The 17,891-nt window shown below is 68.1% G+C and carries 16 protein-coding genes; 1 reads left to right on the top strand and 15 read right to left on the bottom strand.

Annotated elements, in window-relative coordinates:
• Positions 1–2 precede the first annotated feature (2 nt).
• From JI752_RS02130 to JI752_RS02095, 8 genes are all read right to left on the bottom strand, one after another.
• On the bottom strand, positions 3–1,037 hold the full coding sequence (locus tag JI752_RS02130; protein ID WP_216958505.1) for a polysaccharide deacetylase family protein: 1,035 nt from the start codon (positions 1,035–1,037) through the stop codon (positions 3–5).
• Positions 1,034–2,389, bottom strand: coding sequence for an O-antigen ligase family protein (locus JI752_RS02125; RefSeq protein ID WP_216958502.1), 1,356 nt, complete (start codon positions 2,387–2,389; stop codon positions 1,034–1,036). The genes JI752_RS02130 and JI752_RS02125 overlap by 4 nt, the downstream gene beginning before the upstream one ends.
• The gene (locus tag JI752_RS02120; RefSeq protein ID WP_216958499.1) at positions 2,370–3,524 is read right to left on the bottom strand and encodes a glycosyltransferase; all 1,155 of its coding nucleotides are present in this window, start codon (positions 3,522–3,524) and stop codon (positions 2,370–2,372) included. Before JI752_RS02120 ends, JI752_RS02125 begins: the two co-directional genes overlap by 20 nt.
• A 7-nt stretch (positions 3,525–3,531) precedes the next feature.
• Entirely contained in the window at positions 3,532–4,689 is a 1,158-nt protein-coding gene (locus JI752_RS02115; RefSeq protein WP_216958496.1) for a glycosyltransferase, read from the bottom strand.
• A 13-nt stretch (positions 4,690–4,702) separates the two neighbouring features.
• Complete coding sequence (locus JI752_RS02110; protein ID WP_216958494.1) at positions 4,703–5,992, bottom strand: outer membrane beta-barrel protein; 1,290 nt, start codon at positions 5,990–5,992, stop codon at positions 4,703–4,705.
• Between the two features lie 88 nt (positions 5,993–6,080).
• Complete coding sequence (locus tag JI752_RS02105; protein ID WP_216958491.1) at positions 6,081–6,851, bottom strand: CpsD/CapB family tyrosine-protein kinase; 771 nt, start codon at positions 6,849–6,851, stop codon at positions 6,081–6,083.
• Positions 6,848–8,446, bottom strand: coding sequence for an XrtA system polysaccharide chain length determinant (locus JI752_RS02100; protein WP_216958488.1), 1,599 nt, complete (start codon positions 8,444–8,446; stop codon positions 6,848–6,850). The genes JI752_RS02105 and JI752_RS02100 overlap by 4 nt, the downstream gene beginning before the upstream one ends.
• Positions 8,447–8,457: 11 nt before the next feature.
• The gene (locus JI752_RS02095; protein ID WP_216958486.1) at positions 8,458–9,078 is read right to left on the bottom strand and encodes an XrtA/PEP-CTERM system exopolysaccharide export protein; all 621 of its coding nucleotides are present in this window, start codon (positions 9,076–9,078) and stop codon (positions 8,458–8,460) included.
• 272 nt (positions 9,079–9,350) lie between these two features.
• Here JI752_RS02095 and galE point away from each other — a divergent pair, with 272 nt between their 5' ends.
• Positions 9,351–10,436 (top strand): UDP-glucose 4-epimerase GalE, encoded by a 1,086-nt coding sequence (gene galE, locus JI752_RS02090; RefSeq protein ID WP_216958484.1) that lies wholly within the window; start codon positions 9,351–9,353, stop codon positions 10,434–10,436.
• A 78-nt stretch (positions 10,437–10,514) separates the two neighbouring features.
• Here the strand turns inward: galE and JI752_RS02085 are convergent, their stop codons facing one another.
• The 7 genes from JI752_RS02085 to JI752_RS02055 form a co-directional block, all read right to left on the bottom strand.
• Positions 10,515–12,269 (bottom strand): sulfatase-like hydrolase/transferase, encoded by a 1,755-nt coding sequence (locus JI752_RS02085; protein WP_216958483.1) that lies wholly within the window; start codon positions 12,267–12,269, stop codon positions 10,515–10,517.
• A 229-nt stretch (positions 12,270–12,498) separates the two neighbouring features.
• Positions 12,499–13,347 carry an alpha/beta fold hydrolase gene (locus JI752_RS02080; protein ID WP_216958481.1) on the bottom strand — a complete coding sequence of 283 codons (849 nt, stop codon included), beginning with the start codon at positions 13,345–13,347 and terminating at the stop codon, positions 12,499–12,501.
• Positions 13,348–13,357: 10 nt separating this feature from the next.
• The gene (gene thiD / locus JI752_RS02075) at positions 13,358–14,179 is read right to left on the bottom strand and encodes a bifunctional hydroxymethylpyrimidine kinase/phosphomethylpyrimidine kinase (RefSeq protein WP_216958479.1); all 822 of its coding nucleotides are present in this window, start codon (positions 14,177–14,179) and stop codon (positions 13,358–13,360) included.
• Positions 14,176–14,856, bottom strand: coding sequence for a YoaK family protein (locus tag JI752_RS02070; RefSeq protein ID WP_216958477.1), 681 nt, complete (start codon positions 14,854–14,856; stop codon positions 14,176–14,178). Before JI752_RS02070 ends, thiD begins: the two co-directional genes overlap by 4 nt.
• Before the next feature lie 115 nt (positions 14,857–14,971).
• Positions 14,972–16,369: a PhoH family protein gene (locus tag JI752_RS02065; protein WP_216958476.1), complete on the bottom strand. Its 1,398-nt coding sequence runs from the start codon at positions 16,367–16,369 to the stop codon at positions 14,972–14,974.
• A gap of 175 nt (positions 16,370–16,544) precedes the next feature.
• Complete coding sequence (locus tag JI752_RS02060; protein WP_216958474.1) at positions 16,545–17,027, bottom strand: peroxiredoxin; 483 nt, start codon at positions 17,025–17,027, stop codon at positions 16,545–16,547.
• Between the two features lie 71 nt (positions 17,028–17,098).
• A complete protein-coding gene (locus JI752_RS02055) occupies positions 17,099–17,659 on the bottom strand; it encodes a glycine cleavage system protein R (protein WP_216958472.1) in 561 nt (186 codons plus the stop codon).
• Positions 17,660–17,891: the final 232 nt, after the last annotated feature.

The following is a 17,891-nucleotide window of genomic DNA, read 5'->3' as shown; positions in this document are numbered from 1 at the left end:
CCTCATGCGGTTCGCGCCTCGCGCAGCCAGCCGAGCATGCCGCTGGTCTCGCTGAAGAACAGCGCCCTGGACAGTCGGCCGGATGGCGCGCGGAAGCGGTCTTCGTGCACGTTGAAGCGGAGCAGGCGGTACGGGTCCGCGCCGGGGCGGTTGACGCCCTCGATCGACGTGGTGGCGGTGGCGAAGCCGGCGTCGCGCACCAGGCGCACGTCGCGTTCGCCGAAGTCTTCGCGCCCGCCGTTGGGGTAGGCGAAATGGCGCGGCGGCGTGCCCAGCGCGGCGAGGATGCTGGCGTGCGAGAGACCGATTTCCTCGCTCGCCGCCGCATCGTCCAGGCGGCTGAGGATCGCGTGGCTGCAGGTGTGGCCGCCGATCTCGATGCCGCCGTCGGCCAGGCGCCGCACGTCGCTCCACTCGAGCATCTCGCGATCTTCGTGCGGCAGCGGACGCGGCCGCGTCTGTTCGCAGACATGGTCGACCCAGGCTTCCAGTTCGGCCGGTTCCAGTTTCTTCAGGCGCGGCGGCAACAGTTCGTAGAGGCGCACGCGGTCGTCGCTGAGCGAGAGATCGAAATGCCCCAGCCCCAGGCCGCCGAGGTCGAGCGCGTTGCGGCTGCGCGATTCCACCGCGTGCACGAGGCGATAGGCCCAGATGGGCTCGCCGCCGATGTGGCCGGTGGCGACGTACACCACCGCCGGTACGGGACCGAGGTGGGCGTCGATCAGGCCGAGGTTGTCGCGGTAGCCGTCGTCGAAGGTGAGCGCGTAGTGGATGCGCTGCGCGCGTTCGGGTGAGAGCGCGCGCAGGCCGTCGTCCAGCCCGACCAGCGCGCCGCGCGCGCGCAGCCACGTCACCAGCTGCCGCAGTTGCGCGCGCGAGACGCTGAGCGGGTAGGGGTCGTGGTCATCGCGCAGGCGGTGCAGCATCAGGATCACCAGGCCCGAGCCGCTGAGCCGGCGATACAGCGCATCCAGCCCGCTGTAGTGGCTGCACAGGGCGAGCGTGTAGCGCATCCAGGCGCGCAGTGCGGCGGTCATCGTGAGGAATCCTCCGGCGGCAGGTGGCGTGCCTTCATCACCAGGGCCACATAGGCCCAGAAGTAGGCGACTACCGGGTAATACGTGAAACGGTCGCCGAACAGGTTGCTGATGATCATCGACACCCACGCGCCCATCAGCCCGAGCGCGAGGGCGTAACGCCAGGTGCCTGTCCGCGATTGGGCCACCTCGCGCATGGCCGTGCGCAGCACCGCCAGCAGGATGCCCAGCAGCACGATCGCCCCCAGCACGCCGCCCTCGCTCAGCTGGCGGATGTAGAGGTTGTGGGTGTCGCGGCCGTAGGGGTTGATCTCGCGGTGGTGGAAGGTGTGGTAACCCGTTCCGACCACGGGATTTCGCAGGAAGTTGGACCAGGCGATCTTCCAGTACTCGATGCGAAGCTCCGTGCTCTCGTCGCGCTTGCCTTCCTCCACCGTGGTGCTGTCGAAGCGCTCCACCACCGATTTGGGCAGCACCGCCGGCGCCACGGCCACGGCCAGGCACAGCGGCAGGATCAGCTTCAGCCGCCCGCGCCAGACCATGATGACCACCACCATGCCCATGATCAGGCTGATGTAGGCCGTGCGCGAATAGGCGTAGAGCACGCCCACGATCATGCAGCCGATGCCGCCGAGCAGCAGCAGCTTCCACTTGCGCGAGATCCGGCAGGCGAGCAGCAGCGCGAACAGGACGACGGCAACGGTCACGCAGAACGCGGCGAATTCGTTCGCGCCCAGCAGGGCGAAGGTGCCGCTGATGCGCAGGTCGTCGGTGTAGTGCGTGCTGGCGACGCTGACGTGCTGGTTCCACACCACCTTGGCGATGTAGGGCAGCGGCAACAGCGTCGCCAGGACGACCATGCGCACGCCGTTCCAGTCGCGCACGCTCATCTGCACGACGTAGACCACGAACAGACCGACGAGGTGATCCTTGAGCTGGTTGAAGTGGTTGGCCGGATCGTCGACGAAGTGATAGCCGACCAGCAGAGACAGCACCATGTAGCCGGCGTAGAGGCCGGCCCACAGGTTGACGGGTTCGTTGGGTGCCAGCTTCCCGCCCTGTGCCATCGCCGTGAACAGCGAGATCAGGAACATCACGTTGAGGAAGTTGAAGCCACCGCCGATGTTGGGCAGGTAGCCGGCGGTGATGTTCTGCAACGGCAGCAGGATCAGGAACAGGTACAGCGCCCAGTTGCGCGGTGCGCGGCCCGCCGTGGGCACGGCCGCAGCGGTGTTGATGGCGCCGGGCAGGGCCGGCACACGCGTGCGCGTGGCCGTCGGCATGCCGCCGCGCAGCGCACGCGCCGCGAGCGGGAAGCGCGAACCGCCGGAGTCAGGATGCGCGCCGGGCATGGCCCCGCTCCCGAAGCGATCGGTAGATGTCCACGTATCCCATCGCCATGGCGTGTGCGCTGTGGCGCTCGCGCACGTAATCGCGCGCGCTCGTGTCGCGCGCAGTCGCTTGCGATGCGGCTTCGTCGAGCGCCTGCTCCAGCGCGTCCGTATCGCCCGGCGGCACCAGTCGGCCATGCGCGCTTTGCGCCAGTAGGCGCGGGACGTCGCCTACGGCGCTGGCGATCACCGGCACTTCGCAGGCCATCGCCTCCAGCACCACCAGCGGCATGCCTTCGGTAAGCGAGGGCAGTACGAGGTGGTCGCTGAGCGTGTAGACGGCGGGCATGTCGTGGCGCACGCCGAGAAAGCGCACGCGCGTTCCCAGCGACAGGCGCTCGGCCAGCGCCTGCAGTTCTTCCCGCTGCGGGCCGTCGCCGGCGAGCAGCAGCACCGCATCGGGATGACGATTGGCCACCGGCGCAAATGCGCGCAGCAGCATCGCCAGGTTCTTCTCGCTCGACAGCCGCGCGACGGCGGAGAACACGCGCGCCTTCGGCGACAGCCTCAGTTCCGTGCGCAGACTGGAGGCGCCGCGCTCGTCGCGCACCGGGCAGTCGATGCCGTTGTCGACGTGGCGGATGCGCGAGCGCGGTACGCCGGCGCGGACGAGGCGATCGATCTGCTCGCCGGCGACCACGACCAGCGTATCGAAGCGGCGCAGCAGTGCGAGCTCGAGCCGCGTGTACAGACGCAGCGAGGTGGAACCCTCGACCCAACCGTGCAGCGTGGCGACCAGCGGCGCCGGTTGGCGTCGCGTCGCCAGCCAGGCGTAGAAAGCACTCTTGTAGTCGTGCACGTGGACGACGGGCGCGCGGCCCTCGCGTTCGCGCGCGGCGTCGATCTGCGCGGCCAGCGCGCCGACGGTCGCCGTGTCCACGCGGCCCCGGCAGGGCAGCAGCACCGCGTCCTGGCCGGTGGCCGAGGCGATGTCGTGCAGCGCCTGCTCCTGCATGCGGTAGTTGTTGATGCTGAGCAGCCGGCCGCGTGCGCCTGCGTGCACGAGCGCGCGGTTCAATGCGAGCACCACGCGGTCGGCACCGTAGAGTCCGGCGCTGGAGCGGAGCTGCAGGGCGACGGGTCGACGTTCGCTCATGGCGGCCTCAGGCACGGCCCAGCAGGCGCCGGTAGAGCTGGTCGAAGGCCAGCACCATCGCGTCGAGCGAGAACTCGCGCTCGATGCGCGTGCGTGCGGCCAGTCCCATGCGGCGGCGCGCGTGCGGCGATTGCGCCAGCCATTGCAGCGAAGCGGCCAGCGAGATCGGATCCATCGGCGGAACCAGCAGGCCGGTCTGTTCGTGCTGCACCAGGTGCAGGTTGCCGCCGACCGCGGTGGCGACGACCGGCAAGCCGCAGGCCATCGCCTCCAGAATCGCGTTGGACATGCCCTCACTGGAGGAGCACAGCACCAGCGCGTCCATCGCCGGCAACAGGTCGTCGACGTCGTCGCGGAAGCTGAGCAGCGTCACCGCGTCGCCCACGCCGAATTCGGCGATCTTCGCCTGCACCTGCGGCAGGTCGGGGCCGTCGCCGACCAGCAGCAGGTGCGCCTGCGGCAGCTCCCGATGCACGGTGGCGAAGGCTTCGATCAGGTCGACGTGGCGCTTCACTGGCGTCATGCGTGCGACGCAGCCGAACACGATCGCTTCGGAATCCAGCCCCAGCGCGGCGCGCGCATCGAGCCGGCGCTGCAACGGCGCGGGCGCGTAACGGCGCGTGTCCACGCCGTTGGGGATCCAGGTCATGCGCAGCGGGTCCAGACGCTCGCAATCGGCCAGGCCCGCGAGGATCTGCCGCGCCGGTGCGACGACGGTGTCGTAGCGCGGATTCAGCCAGCGGAAGGCGTATTGCAGCTTCGGGCTCTTCTTGAAGCCCATGTCGCGGCGGTTGGAGATGTACACGGTGCCCGGCAGTCGCGGCAGGAGCGCGTTGAGCACGTCGGCCTTCTCGTGTTGCGATTGCACCACATCGAAGCGTTCGCGACGCAGCATCTCGCCCAGGCGGCGCCAGGCGCTCACGCCGCTGCGGTCGTACACCGCGTGCACCGGCAGCGACAGCATGCGCAGGTGCGGCTGGCTCAGCAGGTGATGGCCGTGGTTGCCGGGCATCTTCTGCTCGTGCAGCTGCACCAGCGTGATCCGGTACGCATCGGCCGGAAGGCGCGTGGCGAGGTTCTGCAGGAAGCGTTCGCTGCCGCCGGGCGCGAGCACCGGCGTGTCGGTGATCAGCAGCAGTCGGATGCGCCGATCGCCCGCGCGCACGGCGGCCGCCGGCTCAGCGGGTATAGCGAACGCTGAAGATGGCGGCATTCTCGTCATAGCTCGCTTCGGGAGTGTTGGAGTCGCGTTCCTGGTGGCGCAGATCGAAGGCGAAGCTCCAGTGGCGGGTCAGCACCTTCAGGATGCCGACGTAGACGGAGAAGTCGTCGTCGTCGCGGTCGAAACTGTCGAAACTGCGCACGCCGGCGGACATCGAGCCGGTCAGGAACAGCGAGGGCTGGATCGCCCAGCTCATGCCCACGCCGATGCCGTAGTTGCCTTCGCTGTCGGCGGTGGGGTCGATGTAGTCGTTGTCTTCGTAGTACGGGCGAACGCTGGCGTTGAAGCGCTCGCCGTTGTAGCGGTAGCCGATGTCGATGCGACGCTGGCGGTACAGGTCCGGCCCGATGGTGACGCCGGTCGGATCCGCGCTGGGCGTGTCCACCGGCGTGAGCGGCGTGCCGCCCAGCGTCGGGTCGCCGGAGTTGATCATCAGTTCCTGCGCGGCGTCGGAGAACTGGTAGTACAGGCCCATGTCCAGCGTGCTGCGCGGTGTCGCGCGCCAGGTGAACACGGTGCGGAACAGCGGCGCGTCGTCCTTGGTGCCGAAGTCGGTCAGCTCGATCCACGAATAGCCGGCGCGTACTTCGACGTTGATGTTGGCCAGGTTGCGGTTCCAGGTGACGTAGGTGTCCAGGCGGCGGTAGTCGGCGCCGAGCGTGTCGAGGCTGACCTGGTCGTACTTGACCTCACTGCCTTCCACGGTCACGGCGAAGCGCGTGGTCGCGCTGGGTTCCTGCCACAGGGTGAAGGCCGCGTTGTAGCGGTCGCCGTTGAAGTCGTCGGTTTCCTCGGCCCAGTAGTTGTTGTAGCGAAGGTCCAGCCGCACGCGCGTGGCCGCGCCCGGTCGCAGGTTGAACTGCGCACCTGCGACGAACACGTTCACCTGCTGCTGGTTGTTGGGCGCGTCGGCGGCGAGTACGTCGATCGGCTCGTAGTTCGCGTAGTCCTCGATGATGAACTTCAGCCGGTCCTGCCACGTGTTCCAGTTGAAGGTGCCCACCATCGTGGCGCGCAGGTCGTCGTCGAAGAGATCGCCGGTGTAGTAGAGGTACTCCAGGCCGCCGCGTGCGGTGAGTGCCGTGTTGCGGCCGGTCTGGGTGAGGTCGAAGTCCAGGTCGGTGGCGAGCGTGCTTTCTTCCTGCGGATTGGTTTCCGTCAGCGCGATGTTGTCGCTGTGCTCGACGCGTCCGCCGATCGAATAGTTGATCTGCGCCGCCTTCGCTCCCATCGGAAGCGTGGCCAACAGGGCGATGCAGAGCGCGGATCGACGGGACGAGCCCGCGACCGCATGGAGTCTTCCGTTGGCCATTGAATCTCCCCTGAGCTGGCTCTCAAACGCCTTCGTTGAAGACGACGCCGGCGAACTTGCCCGGATCGAAATTCGCCGCCGCCTGCGCGATTGACGCGGCCGTGTCGCGTCCGTAGCCGGCGACGAGGATCACCACGTCGGCGATGTCGGCCAGGATGCGTGCGTCCGGCGTGCCCCGCACCGGCGGTCCGTCCAGGAACACGTAGCAGTTCGGATGCCGGCTGCGGATCGAATCCAGCAGCAGGCGCATGCGCACGGAGGAGAAGTACTCCGCGCCGATTTCACGCGGCGTGCCGGCCGGGATCAGGCGCAAGCCGTTCACGCCGGTCTCGTAGATGACATCGCCCAGGTCGCCTTCGGGATCTTCCAGGTACTCGACCAGGCCGCCGGCCTCGGTCTCGATCTTCATCGTGCGCGCCTGCGTGGGATGGCGCAGGTCGCAATCGACCAGCAACGCGCTCTTGGTTTCGTCGAAGGCCATCGCGGTGGCGAGGTTGCGCGCGACGAAGCTGCCGCCGCTGCCGGCACTGACCGGCGCGACCAGGGCCACGAAGCTGCCTTCCATCGCCGAAAGCAGGCGCGTGCGCAGTTCGCGGAAGGCATCGACCTCCGGACGCGACACGCCGCCGCGGTGGATGATCGCGCGGTCTTCCAGCTGCGTCGGCGTGAGCTGGGCAACGCCCGCCGTGCGCGAGATGGTGGGGCGAAGGTCGCGTTCGCGGCCGTCTTCGTGGGCGGAGTCTTCCTGCGCGGGTGCGAGTTCGGGTGCGAGTTCGGGATTGGCGGCGCTCATTGCAGGTTCACCATCTTCAGGGCGAGGGTCAGGCCGTACACGAGCGGTACCACCAGGAAGATCATCGCGGCGATCACGAAGCGGCGCGTGCCCTGGCGGCGCGAAGGCGCGGTCTGGTAGCGCGGCACGGAGCCCAGCACCGGCAGCGCCGCCGCTGTTTCGATCTGATAGGGCGAACGCACGCGCGGATCCAGGCGGACGAAGCCGAACAGCAGCAGCAACGGCGCCAATGCGGCGGCGCCGAGGCCGGCGCTGGCGACGTGGACCAGACGCAGGCCGACACCGCGCAGCGGGAAGCTGGCGGGTTCCTGCACGCGGAAACTCAGGCCGCGCTGCTCGGAGTCCAGGCTCATCGACACGCGCGCGTTCTCGCGGCGCTTGAGCAGGTCCTGGTAGAGATCGCGGTTGACTTCGTAGTCGCGCGAGAGCTCGGCGAGCGTGCTCTCGGAAGCGGCGATGTGGCGGCTGCGCGCCAGTTCCTGATCGAGCAGGGCCTGGCTGGTGTTGATGCGCGACGTCACCGCGGCGGCCTGGCGGCGGTTCTCGGAGAGCTTGCTCTTGAGTTCGCCGTACAGCGGGTTGAACCCGGCGACGCCGCCCAGCGCGGTGCCGTTGCTGGCCATGTCCTGCCCCGACGAATTGCCGGGACCGGCGGCCTTGCGCGCGGCCACGCGTGCGTCTTCGTTGCGGACTTCTTCTTCCAGGTCGCGAATCTGGTGCTGGATGCGCACCACGTCCGGATGCTGTTCGGTGTAGTTCATCATCAGCTTGTCGTGCTCGGCTTCCAGTTCGGCCATGCGCGCCAGCAGCTGGCCCGAACGCGTCTGCACCACGTTGACTTCGTTCTCGCCGTTGAGCTGGCCCTGCAGCGCATTGCCCTGCGATTCCAGGTCCATCAGCTCCATGCGCGAGGTGTCGGCCATGCGGCGCAGCTCGCCGATGCGCGAGTTCACGTCGCCGTCGATGCCCGGGCGCGCGTCCGGATTGGACTTGCGGTAGGCCTCGAGCTTGGACTCGGCGTCGGTGAGTTTCTTGTGGTACGCGCGCACCTGGGAGTCGATGAAGTCGTAGGCGTCGCGGCTTTCGTTCGCCTTGGTCGCCAGGCTTTCCTGGATGATCAGTTCGGCGAAGCGCTGGGTGACGTCGTGCGCGCGCGCCGCATCGGTGTCGGTGTAGGACACGCGGATGAGGTTGTCGCGCGGATTGGAGATGATCGTGCGGCCGGTGATCATCTCGATGATCTGATCCTTCTGCAGCGGCGTGGGGTTCTTCGCCAGCCAGCCGCCGGTCTTGAGGATCTCTTCCATCGTCTTGCGGCTGAAGGCGACCTCGCGCGTGATCGCGGCGCGGCTCACCACACTGGTCGGCACGGCGCGGCCTTCCATCAGCGGTTTGATGATGTTGCTTTCCTCGACCAGGATCGTCGTCTGCGAGTTGTACTTCTTCGGCAGCAGCAGGCCGAAGACCAGGGCACCCAGCGCGATCAGGGTGAACACCGTCGCCAGCATCACCGGGCGGCGGCGCCATTCCTCGAAGGCCACCGGCACCATCGCCGCGACGGCGGAGGGGCGCGTCTCCGGGACCGTCAGGTCCATCGATGCCCCGTTCACAGTGTGCGTTCCGGGACGGTGATGACGTCGCCCGGCGCGACCTTGAAGTTGGTCGTCAGGTCGCCGTCTTCCAGGATGTGGTCCAGCCGCACGGCATAGCTGCGCGTGCTTTCGCCGGTCTTGCGGTAGAGGTCGGACTTGGCGGGCGCGGCGAACTCGGTCACTCCGCCCGCGGCGAGAACGGCGTCGAGCACCGTCATGCCCTGGCGGAAGGGGATGGAGATCGGTTGGCGCACGGCGCCGGTCACGCGCACGCGGGAGAGGTATTCATGGCTGCGCAGGTCGGTGAGGATCACCGCCACCTGCGGGTCGCGGACGAAGACGGCCAGGCGCTCCTGGATCTCCTTGGCGACGGCGTTGGGCGTGCGGCCGCCGGCCGACACGTCGCCGACGAGCGGCACGGAAATCTTGCCGTCGGGCCGGACGGGCACGGTGATGCCCAGTTCCGGGTTGCGCCACACCGACACCTGGACGATGTCGTCGATGCCGATCTGGTAGGCGTCGACCAGATTTTCCGATTCCGCCGGAGGCGGCGAGTTTGCCGAGCGCCCCGACGAGGCGCAGGCGGAGACGAACACCATCAAAGCAATGACGAGTACGAAGTGGAACGTGCGCATGTCGGACAACCCCCTTGCATTCGTCCTGAGCGAACGGCGCGACGGCGGAAATCCGGCCAATTGGGCTCGTGCCGGGGGCATGCCGGCGCATGCCGGATTTCACGCCATTCCGACCTGCCCGGCGCGGGCCGCACTTTGCGTTGGAGGTATCAGGACGGCGGATCAGCGTCGTCCGGGGGAGCCGCCACGAAACACCGGCGGCGCGTGCGTGACGGCCGCCCGGGCGGTCGTCACGCGTTGCCCGGTGAGGGCCTTTCCGGAATCGACCGTCCATGCGAATCCTCGTCTGCGGTGGCGCGGGCTACATCGGCAGCCATACCTGCCTGAGCCTGGCCGAACGCGGCCACCAGGTGGTCGTCGCCGACAGCGGCGTGAACAGTTCCGCGCGCGTGGTGCCGCGCCTGCGTCGCCTGGCCGGCATGCCGGTCCCGGTGCATCGTGTCGACCTGCGCGATCGCGGGGCGTTGTCGGTGCTGTTCGCCACGTACCGTTTCGACGCGGTGCTGCACTTCGCCGCACTCAAGGCGGTGGGCGATTCCTGCCGACGCCCGCTGGAGTACTTCGACAACAACATCAGCGGGACCATCGTCCTGCTGCAGACGATGCAGGCGGCGGGCGTGCGCCGGCTGGTGTTCAGTTCATCGGCCACGGTCTATGGCGAGCCGGCCCAGGTGCCGGTTCGCGAAGACGCGGCGCTGTCGGTGATGAACCCCTACGGACGCACCAAGCTGGTGGCCGAGCAACTCATCGGCGACCTGTGCACTGCCGACACCGGTTTCCGCGCGGCGAACCTGCGCTACTTCAATCCGGTGGGCGCGCACGCCTCCGGCCTCATCGGCGAGGACCCCTGCGGCGAGCCGACCAACCTGATGCCCTACATCTGCCAGGTCGCCGTGGGCGTTCGCGAGAAACTGCGCGTGTTCGGCGGCGACTACCCCACCGTGGACGGCACCGGCGTGCGCGACTACATCCATGTCGTGGACCTGGCGCGCGCGCATGTGGACGCGCTGGAGTGCATGGTGCGCGAGGATCGCAGCGTGACCGTCAACCTCGGCACCGGCCGCGGCGTGAGCGTGCTGGAACTGGTGCACGCGTTCGAGCGGGCGAGCGGGCGGCGGATTCCCTACGAGATCGTCGACCGCCGCCCCGGCGATGCGGCATCGGTCTTCGCCGATCCCTCGCTGGCGCAGGAACTGCTGGGCTGGCGCGCGGAGTTCGACGTGGACGCGATGTGCCGGGACGCGTGGCGGTGGCAGGCGATGAATCCCGACGGTTACCGCACGTCGGTACGCCGCACGCCGGTCATGCGGGTTCGCAGGCCGAAGATCGTGGCGGCGCGGGTGGCCGATGCGTATTGATGCGTGCGGCTCCGCTTGCGCGTAAGCGCTCGCAGGGAGCCGTTCGTCAAATTGTCGTGGTACGTGCGACGACGGCGCTCAAGGCGCCGCGCCAGCCGTGCCCGTGTCGCCCGCGAGGGGGCGTCGATCGTCGTCGGCCAGGGCCTGCTGGAGTCCGTCGCGCAGTTGTGCGGGGCGGCCGATGGAATTCCACACCGGATCCCGTCCGAAGCGCACGAAGTAAGTGGACAGGAATGCGCGCCGGTCTTCGGGCAAAGTCGCCATCAGGTCCGGTTCGAAATTCGCCTGTGCCGACGGCGGGCCATAGCCCATCAGCGTCAGCAGCGTGGGATAGACGTTGAAATGGGTCGTCTTGTCCTGGTTGCGCCGCGCGGCATCGCGCAGCAACGGCGAGAGTTCGGCATTGCGCGTGATCGCCGCCATCGGCACGCGGCCTTCGCCCGCCGAAGCGCGGCCGGGGGTGCAGTGCGTCTGCTCGCCGGGGCTTCCGTCTTCGTGGAAGTTCTGGCCGTGGTCGGCGGTGTAGAGGATCAAGGTGTCCGACAGATCCACGTTCGCCAGCGCCTCGCGGAAGAAGCCGCGCGTGTTCCAGGCCACGCAGTTGCGGTAGCTGTTGACCTGGCGCCAGCGTTGTTCGGCGTTCTCGGCCAGGCGGTAGCCCGTGCCGTCGTCGGCTTCCTTCGACAGGAACGTGCGCGGCATCGTGGGCGAGTACAGCGTGTTCGCCGTCGGATACTTGCCCTCGTACGGGAAGTGGCAACCCATCTTGTTGACGTAGGTGAAGCTGGGGCGGTCGCGCAGCAGCACGCTGTTGAGCAGGCGGCCGGCCTGGATGTCCTTCGCGTCCGGCGCGTATGCGGTGCCGACCTGGACGAACTCGTCGATCTCGCCCACTTCGCGCTTGTCCATGAAGTTCTGCAACTTGCCGTCGTTGCGCTGTGCGTCGATGTAGACCGTGCGGTAGCCGGCGCGGGAGGCGTAGCGCCAGAACGATGGGTTGATCTGCAGGTCCTTGAGGTAACTGTCGCGGGTGACGCCGTAGCGCACGCTGGCGTTGGAGGTGGACGAGCAGTTGGCCGACGAGGCCGCGACGCCGAAGTTGAACAGCGCCGGGCCCAACGGACGCAGTCCCGTTTCCACGCCGTCCTCGACGTTGAGATCGACATAGTCGCCGCGCACGCTTTCGTCCATCACCAACACGATGTGGCGGAACGGGCGTTGGCCCAGGTGCGCCAGCGCGATGTCCTCGCGCTCCGGTGCGGGAGGTGCCAGAAGCTTTTCAGCGCTGAGCACGCCGGCGAACGCCGCGGTGTTGTACTGGCCGGGAAAACCGTTGGAGCCCTCACCACCGCGCAGGTACAGGATCGCGCCGATCGCCAGGATCGGCAGGAACTGGAGCAGCCCCGGATTGCGCTGCGGCCAGCGCAGCAGCGAGGCGGAATTCGGCGGCGCCAGCCACGGCGGCAGATTGATCGCGATCACGCCCAGCGCCGACCACGCGACGGCCTGCAGCACCTGCGTGTCGTGGAAGCCTTTCAGGTTGCTGGCGAAGCCGATCAGGCCCAGCAGTTGTTCGAATTCGAGCAGCCCAAGATGCCGCGAGACGATCAGCGCGTGGGCGAGGGTGAAGGTGCTGCCGAGGAAGAAGATCGCGCTCCATACGAGGCGCGTGACCGCACGCGCATGGAACGCGAGTACCAGCATCGAGACGATGCACAACAGCCAGACCGCGGCGAACACCGCCAGGCCGGGTTGCAGCCCGATGTGGGCCACGCGCTCGGCGAGCAGGCGGTTGGTGCCAAGCAGATAGATGCCGATCAGGACCAGCTTCACCACGATCCATGCAGCCGGAAACCTGGATACCCATCCGCCCATGCGATCGAGCCCCCCGTTGCTCCGTTACCCCTTCCAGCGTCCCTTGCGGGCAGTGGAGGGACGGAAACCGCTTGTATGCCCGGCGCGCGGCCGGATTCCGGCCGCCGACCCTTCGACAAGGGAAGGTGGCCTCATTCCGGGCTAACGCAAGGCGGGGGCGACGTCGGTCGCGTGCCCGGACGAACGGTCAGGGCGAGGGATCCAGCAGTGCCTCGACGACGGCGTCGGGCTGTTTCATCCAGGCGTAGTGATCGGCGCGCGCGCCCAGCGCGGAGGCGCTCAGCACGTCGATGCGCGCATTGGCGCGGCGCAGCTTGGACAACAGGAAGTCCAGCGAGGACGGCGGCCCGAGCCAGTCCTGTGCGAGCACGACGGCACGCACGTCCAGCGTGAGCGCGGCCATCGCCGCTTCCAGGTCCAGATCGACGCCTTGCGCCGCATAGCGGCCGGACAGGCCGGTGCGGCTCCAGTCGTGGATGACGCCGCGCGCTTCCTGGCCTCCGAAGCCGATGCGGCGACCGGGCAGGGCACCGTGGAACTGCGCCAGCCAGGCCAGGAATCGATACACGAACGGCAGCCAGCACGCGGTGCGTAGCGGAAAGGCGCGCCAGTACGGGGCGCCACTGCCGACCAGCCACAGCCGCTGCGCGCTCTCCGGCGACAGGCCGAGGCGGCAGCAGGCAAGCTGCCCACCGAGGCTGTGGCCGCCCAGGATGCGCGGTGTGTCGGGCGCGTGCTGTGCGACGAGTGCCTCGCTGGCGGGGATGTCGAGGGTGAGCAGTTCGCGATAACCCCAGTCGCTGCCGCGCCCGGCGCGCAGGCTGCTGGAGCCCGCGCCGCGCCATTCATGCAGGAAAACCGCGACGCCGCGCCGCGCGAGGGCTTCGGCAAAGGGCAGGTAGTGCTTGGCGCCTATGCCCATCGCCGGCAACCACAGCAGACTTGCGTGAGGCGCGGACGGAATGCGCGCGATCAGCTGGAAGCGATGGCCGTCGGCGCTTTGGGCGTCGAGGTCGAGCGCCTTTACGGACTGCATTCGCGTTGCGTCATCCACGGGGAGCAGCTCCGAAGTGATCCAGCACCAGCACATCGCCGCGACCCGGGCGATAGCCGCCAAGCAGCGCGGCGTGCACGTAGTCGGTGGCGGCGACGCTGGCCTCGCGCAGGCCCATGCCCAGGCACAGGTTGGCCGCCACGGCGGAGGCGAGCGTGCAGCCGGTTCCGTGCGCATCCAGTTGCAGGCGCGCGTGGGCGATGGCGTGCGCGCCGTTGTCGTCGCGGAACAGATCGACCACTTCCTCGCGCGAGGCCGCGGCCGGCAGGTGACCGCCCTTGAGCAGCACGGCGCGTGCGCCGAGCCCGCGCAATGCGTCGATGGCTTCGCGCATCGCATCGACCGTGCCGATGTCGCGGCCGACGAGCAGTTCGGCTTCCGGCAGGTTCGGCGTGATCAGCGTCGCCAGTGGGATCAATCGCGCGCGCAGGGCATCCAGCGCGCTGGTTTCCAGCAGCCGCGCGCCGGAGGTGGAGACCATCACCGGATCGAGCACGACGTGCGGCGGCCGGTGGTGTTCCAGCGCATCGGCGACGGCGTGGATCACGTCGGCGTTGGCGAGCATGCCCAGCTTCACCGCGCCGATGGTGAAGTCGTCGAAACAGGCGTCGATCTGCGCGCGCAGGAATGCGGTATCGGGCACGTGCACCGCGGTCACGCCGCGCGTGTGCTGTGCGGTGAGCGCGGCGAGCGCACTCAGGCCGTGCACGCGGTGCGCGGCGAAGGTCTTCAGGTCGGCCTGGATGCCGGCGCCGCCGCCGGAGTCGGAGCCGGCGATGGTCAGCGCGCAGATGGGCGGGGAAGCAGGATTCATGGCGACAGTGTGCCTGCCGGACCGCGGTGCAGGCGATAGGCGACGTACGCCACTCCGGTCACGCCGGTGATTGCGGCGGGCACGTACAAGGCGCGGTAGCCCAGGTGCGGAAACAGCAGCGCGCCGACCACGCCGCCGAGCAGGAAGCCGCCGATGATCGACAGGCACAGCCACAGCCGGCGTGGTTCGGCCGGCACGCCGCGCAGGCGGTGGCCGAGGAAGACGCCCAGGTCGGTGAACATGCCGGTGAGGTGCGAGGTGCGTACCAGCGTTCCGCTGTAGGTGGCGGTCATCGCGTTCTGCAGGCCGCAGGCCATCGCCGCGAGCGCGGCACCGGCGATCTGCTGGCGTTCGAACAGCGGAACGGCGGCGACGAGCAGCGCCGACTCGATCGCCAGTGCCACACCGTAGCGGCGGCCCAATCGCAGCGTGCTGTCCTGGATGATGAGCCCGCTCAGCACCGCGCCGCCGACGAACGACAGCACCACGGTCAGCAGATGCCATGAAGCGCGGGTATCGCCCTGTGCGAGCGATGCGCCGAGCAGGCTCGTCGTGCCGGTGAGGTGGGTGATGGCCTGGTGTTCGAAACCCAGGTAACCCACGACATTCACCATGCCCGCCACCAAAGCGAGCGTCGCGGCGCCGAGCCAGACCCAGGCGGGAAGGCGTTTGATCATGGAGGCGACGCAGCCCGTTCGAAGTGGATGCGTTGCATTGTGCCTGACGGCAACCAGGCTCCCCACTCCAACCCCCCTCCCGCGAGCGGGAGAGGGGTTTATTCGACGCGGTGGTTCAGAGCACTTCGGAGGCGTAGTCCGCCAGGCGCGAGCGCTCGCCGCGACGCAGCGTCACGTGCGCGCTGTGCTCCCAGTTCTTGAAGCGGTCCACGGCGTAGGTGAGGCCCGAGGTGGTCTCGGTGAGGTACGGCGTGTCGATCTGCTCCACGTTGCCCAGGCAGACGATCTTCGTGCCCGGGCCGGCGCGGGTGATCAGCGTCTTCATCTGCTTGGGCGTGAGGTTCTGCGCTTCGTCCAGGATCAGCCAGCGGTTGAGGAAGGTGCGGCCGCGCATGAAGTTGAGCGAGCGGATCTTGATGCGGCTGGCGAGCAGGTCGTTGGTCGCCGCACGGCCCCAGCTGCCGCCGTCCTGGTTGTGCGTGAGCACTTCCAGGTTGTCGGTCAGCGCGCCCATCCACGGCGTCATCTTTTCCTCTTCGGTGCCGGGCAGGAAGCCGATGTCCTCGCCCACGCTCACCGTCGCGCGGGTCATGATGATCTCGCGGTAACGCTGCTGGTCCATCGTCTGCGCCAGGCCCGCGGCGAGCGCGAGCAGCGTCTTGCCGGTGCCGGCGGTGCCGAGCAGGGTGACGAAGTCGATCTCCGGATCCATCAGCGCGTTGAGCGCGAAGTTCTGCTCGCGGTTGCGCGCGGCGATGCCCCACACGGCGTGCTGGTGGTGGCGGTAGTCGTCGACGATCTGCAACACCGCCTTCTCGTCGGTGACGCGCGCGACCTTCAGTTCGGATTCCTCGTCGCCGGGCAGGTAGAGGAACTGGTTGGGATGGAAGTCGTCTTCGTCGCGACGGGAGATTTCGTAGAACGTGCGGCCCTTCTCGGTCCAGGACTTGAGGTCCTTGCCGTAGCGCTGCCAGAAGTCTTCCGGCAGCGCGGTCGCGCCGGTGTACAGCAGGCTGAAGTCGTCCAGCGCGCGGTCGTTCTCGTAGTCCTCCGAGGCGATGCCGGCGATGGACGCCTTGATGCGCAGGTTGATGTCCTTGGAGATGAACACCACCGGCACGCCCGGCTCGCTTTCCTTCAGCGCCAGGATCGAACCCAGGATGTGGTTGTCCGGGATCACCGCGCCGAAGCGCTTGCCGGAGTCGAAATCGCGCGTCTGGAAACGCAGCCGGCCGATGCTCTGCTCGCCGCGCAGCTGCAGGCCCTGCGGGCGGCTGAGCGGGATGCCGGTGGAGATCTTGTCGCTGCCCTGCGCTTCGATCAGCTCATTGAGGAACCGGCTGACCTGGCGGGCGTTGCGGCTGGCTTCGGAGTTGCCTTTCTTGGCGTTGTCGAGTTCCTCGATGACCTGCATCGGCAGGAAGACATCGTGCTCCTCGAATTTGAACAGCGCGGTCGGGTCGTGCATGAGGACGTTGGTGTCGAGCACGTAGATCCGCTTGCTTCTGGTCATCGAACACTCCGGAGCGAGTGAGACAGCGTGGAGAACGGTGGCTGATGGAACGATTTACTGCGTTGTGCGTTCGGAAACCTGACTGCGGCACATGCAAGACGCGGACCGCGCGCGCACGGCGACGCCGCCGTGGCCCGCGGGGCGGGACGGCGGCGCGAAGGGCAGGCGGAGGGGGTCACTGCGTTGCGTGTTCCTTGAGCGCGTCGAGTACGGCCTGGGCATGGCCGGGCACCTTGACCGGGCGCCATGACTGGGCGATGACGCCCTTGGGGTCGATCAGGAAGGTGCTGCGCTCCACGCCGACGTACTCGCGGCCGTAGAGCTTCTTGGGCTTGATCACGCCGAAGGCGTTGCACAGCGCTTCGTCGCCGTCGCTGACCAGGTCGAACTTGAAGCCCTGCTTGGCGCAGAAGTTCTGGTGCGATTTGATCGAGTCGCGCGAGACGCCCAGCACGGTGGCGCCGGCCTTCTTGAACTTCGGCAGCAGGGCGTTGAAGTCGATGCCCTCGGTGGTGCAGCCGGGCGTGCTGTCCTTCGGGTAGAAGTACAGGACCAGCCACTGGCCGGTGAAATCCTTGAGCGAGGCGGTTTCACCGCTGGACAGCGCCAGGGGCAGGGCGGAAACGGTCTTGGGAATTCGGTCGCCGGTGTCGAGCATCGTACTTCTTCATCGCTCCTGCGCTGGCCCGCTGCGGGTACCAACTTGCCGCGTTCGCGCGCGTTTCGCAATCAGAACTTCATGGGGTCCATGATCGCGTCGAGGTTGAGGTGGTCGCAGAACTCCAGGAAGTCGTCGCGCAGCGCCGCGATGTGCATGCTCGACGGCACGCCGATGGTGATCTGCGCCGAGAACATCTCCGCGCCCGTCTGCATGGCGCGGTAGCGCGAGGAATGCAGGCTTTCGATGGTGATGCCCTGGCGGTCGAAGAAATCGGCCAGCTGGAACAGGATGCCCGCCTTGTCGGCCGCGACCACTTCGACCACGTACGGCAGCAGGTTGGACTGCGCCTGCTTGGCGCCGGTCCGGTACCACACCAGCTTCAGGCCTTCTTCCCGCTCCAGGCGGGTCAGCATGGCCTCCAGCTTGGCGACCGAGTCCCAGGAACCCACCGCCAGCGCGGTCACCGACACGTCGCGACCGACCGTGGCCAGGCGCGCGTCCACCAGATTGCAGCCCGAATCGGCGATCCGGCGCGTCACCGAAAGCAGCGGCGACTCCGGATGCGTCGTGTAGGCGTTGATCAGGAGGTGGTTTTCGTTCGGCGACGGCCGGGAAGCGGAATCGGTCAAGGCGGCGCCTGCGTCGGGAGCGTGAGCTGCGATACTGAATGGTGGCCCGTGAGGGGCCCGTGCTTGCCGAGGAGCATACTTGCCCGCGCTTTCGGGCCGCAAGTAACATCGCAAGGCGCTGAGCGCGCGCTCGACACCGCTCGAACGCCCCGAGTCGACGACGCAGGTCGACGACCCGGCCCAACGACCCGTGCGAAATCGCACGGACCTAGAAGCAAACGCGGCCTCGGAC

This window comes from Lysobacter sp. MMG2 (genome assembly GCF_016735495.2).
GTDB lineage: Bacteria > Pseudomonadota > Gammaproteobacteria > Xanthomonadales > Xanthomonadaceae > Lysobacter_J.
This window is presented reverse-complemented; position numbering and strand designations above follow the sequence as displayed.

Coding starts and splice junctions, on each gene's coding strand:
- JI752_RS02130 (WP_216958505.1), bottom strand. CDS start 1,037: ATGACCGCCGCACTGCGCGCCTGGATGCGCTACACGCTCGCCCTGTGC.
- JI752_RS02125 (WP_216958502.1), bottom strand. CDS start 2,389: ATGCCCGGCGCGCATCCTGACTCCGGCGGTTCGCGCTTCCCGCTCGCG.
- JI752_RS02120 (WP_216958499.1), bottom strand. CDS start 3,524: ATGAGCGAACGTCGACCCGTCGCCCTGCAGCTCCGCTCCAGCGCCGGA.
- JI752_RS02105 (WP_216958491.1), bottom strand. CDS start 6,851: ATGAGCGCCGCCAATCCCGAACTCGCACCCGAACTCGCACCCGCGCAG.
- JI752_RS02100 (WP_216958488.1), bottom strand. CDS start 8,446: ATGGACCTGACGGTCCCGGAGACGCGCCCCTCCGCCGTCGCGGCGATG.
- JI752_RS02095 (WP_216958486.1), bottom strand. CDS start 9,078: ATGCGCACGTTCCACTTCGTACTCGTCATTGCTTTGATGGTGTTCGTC.
- galE (WP_216958484.1), top strand. CDS start 9,351: ATGCGAATCCTCGTCTGCGGTGGCGCGGGCTACATCGGCAGCCATACC.
- JI752_RS02080 (WP_216958481.1), bottom strand. CDS start 13,347: ATGCAGTCCGTAAAGGCGCTCGACCTCGACGCCCAAAGCGCCGACGGC.
- thiD (WP_216958479.1), bottom strand. CDS start 14,179: ATGAATCCTGCTTCCCCGCCCATCTGCGCGCTGACCATCGCCGGCTCC.
- JI752_RS02070 (WP_216958477.1), bottom strand. CDS start 14,856: ATGATCAAACGCCTTCCCGCCTGGGTCTGGCTCGGCGCCGCGACGCTC.
- JI752_RS02065 (WP_216958476.1), bottom strand. CDS start 16,369: ATGACCAGAAGCAAGCGGATCTACGTGCTCGACACCAACGTCCTCATG.
- JI752_RS02060 (WP_216958474.1), bottom strand. CDS start 17,027: ATGCTCGACACCGGCGACCGAATTCCCAAGACCGTTTCCGCCCTGCCC.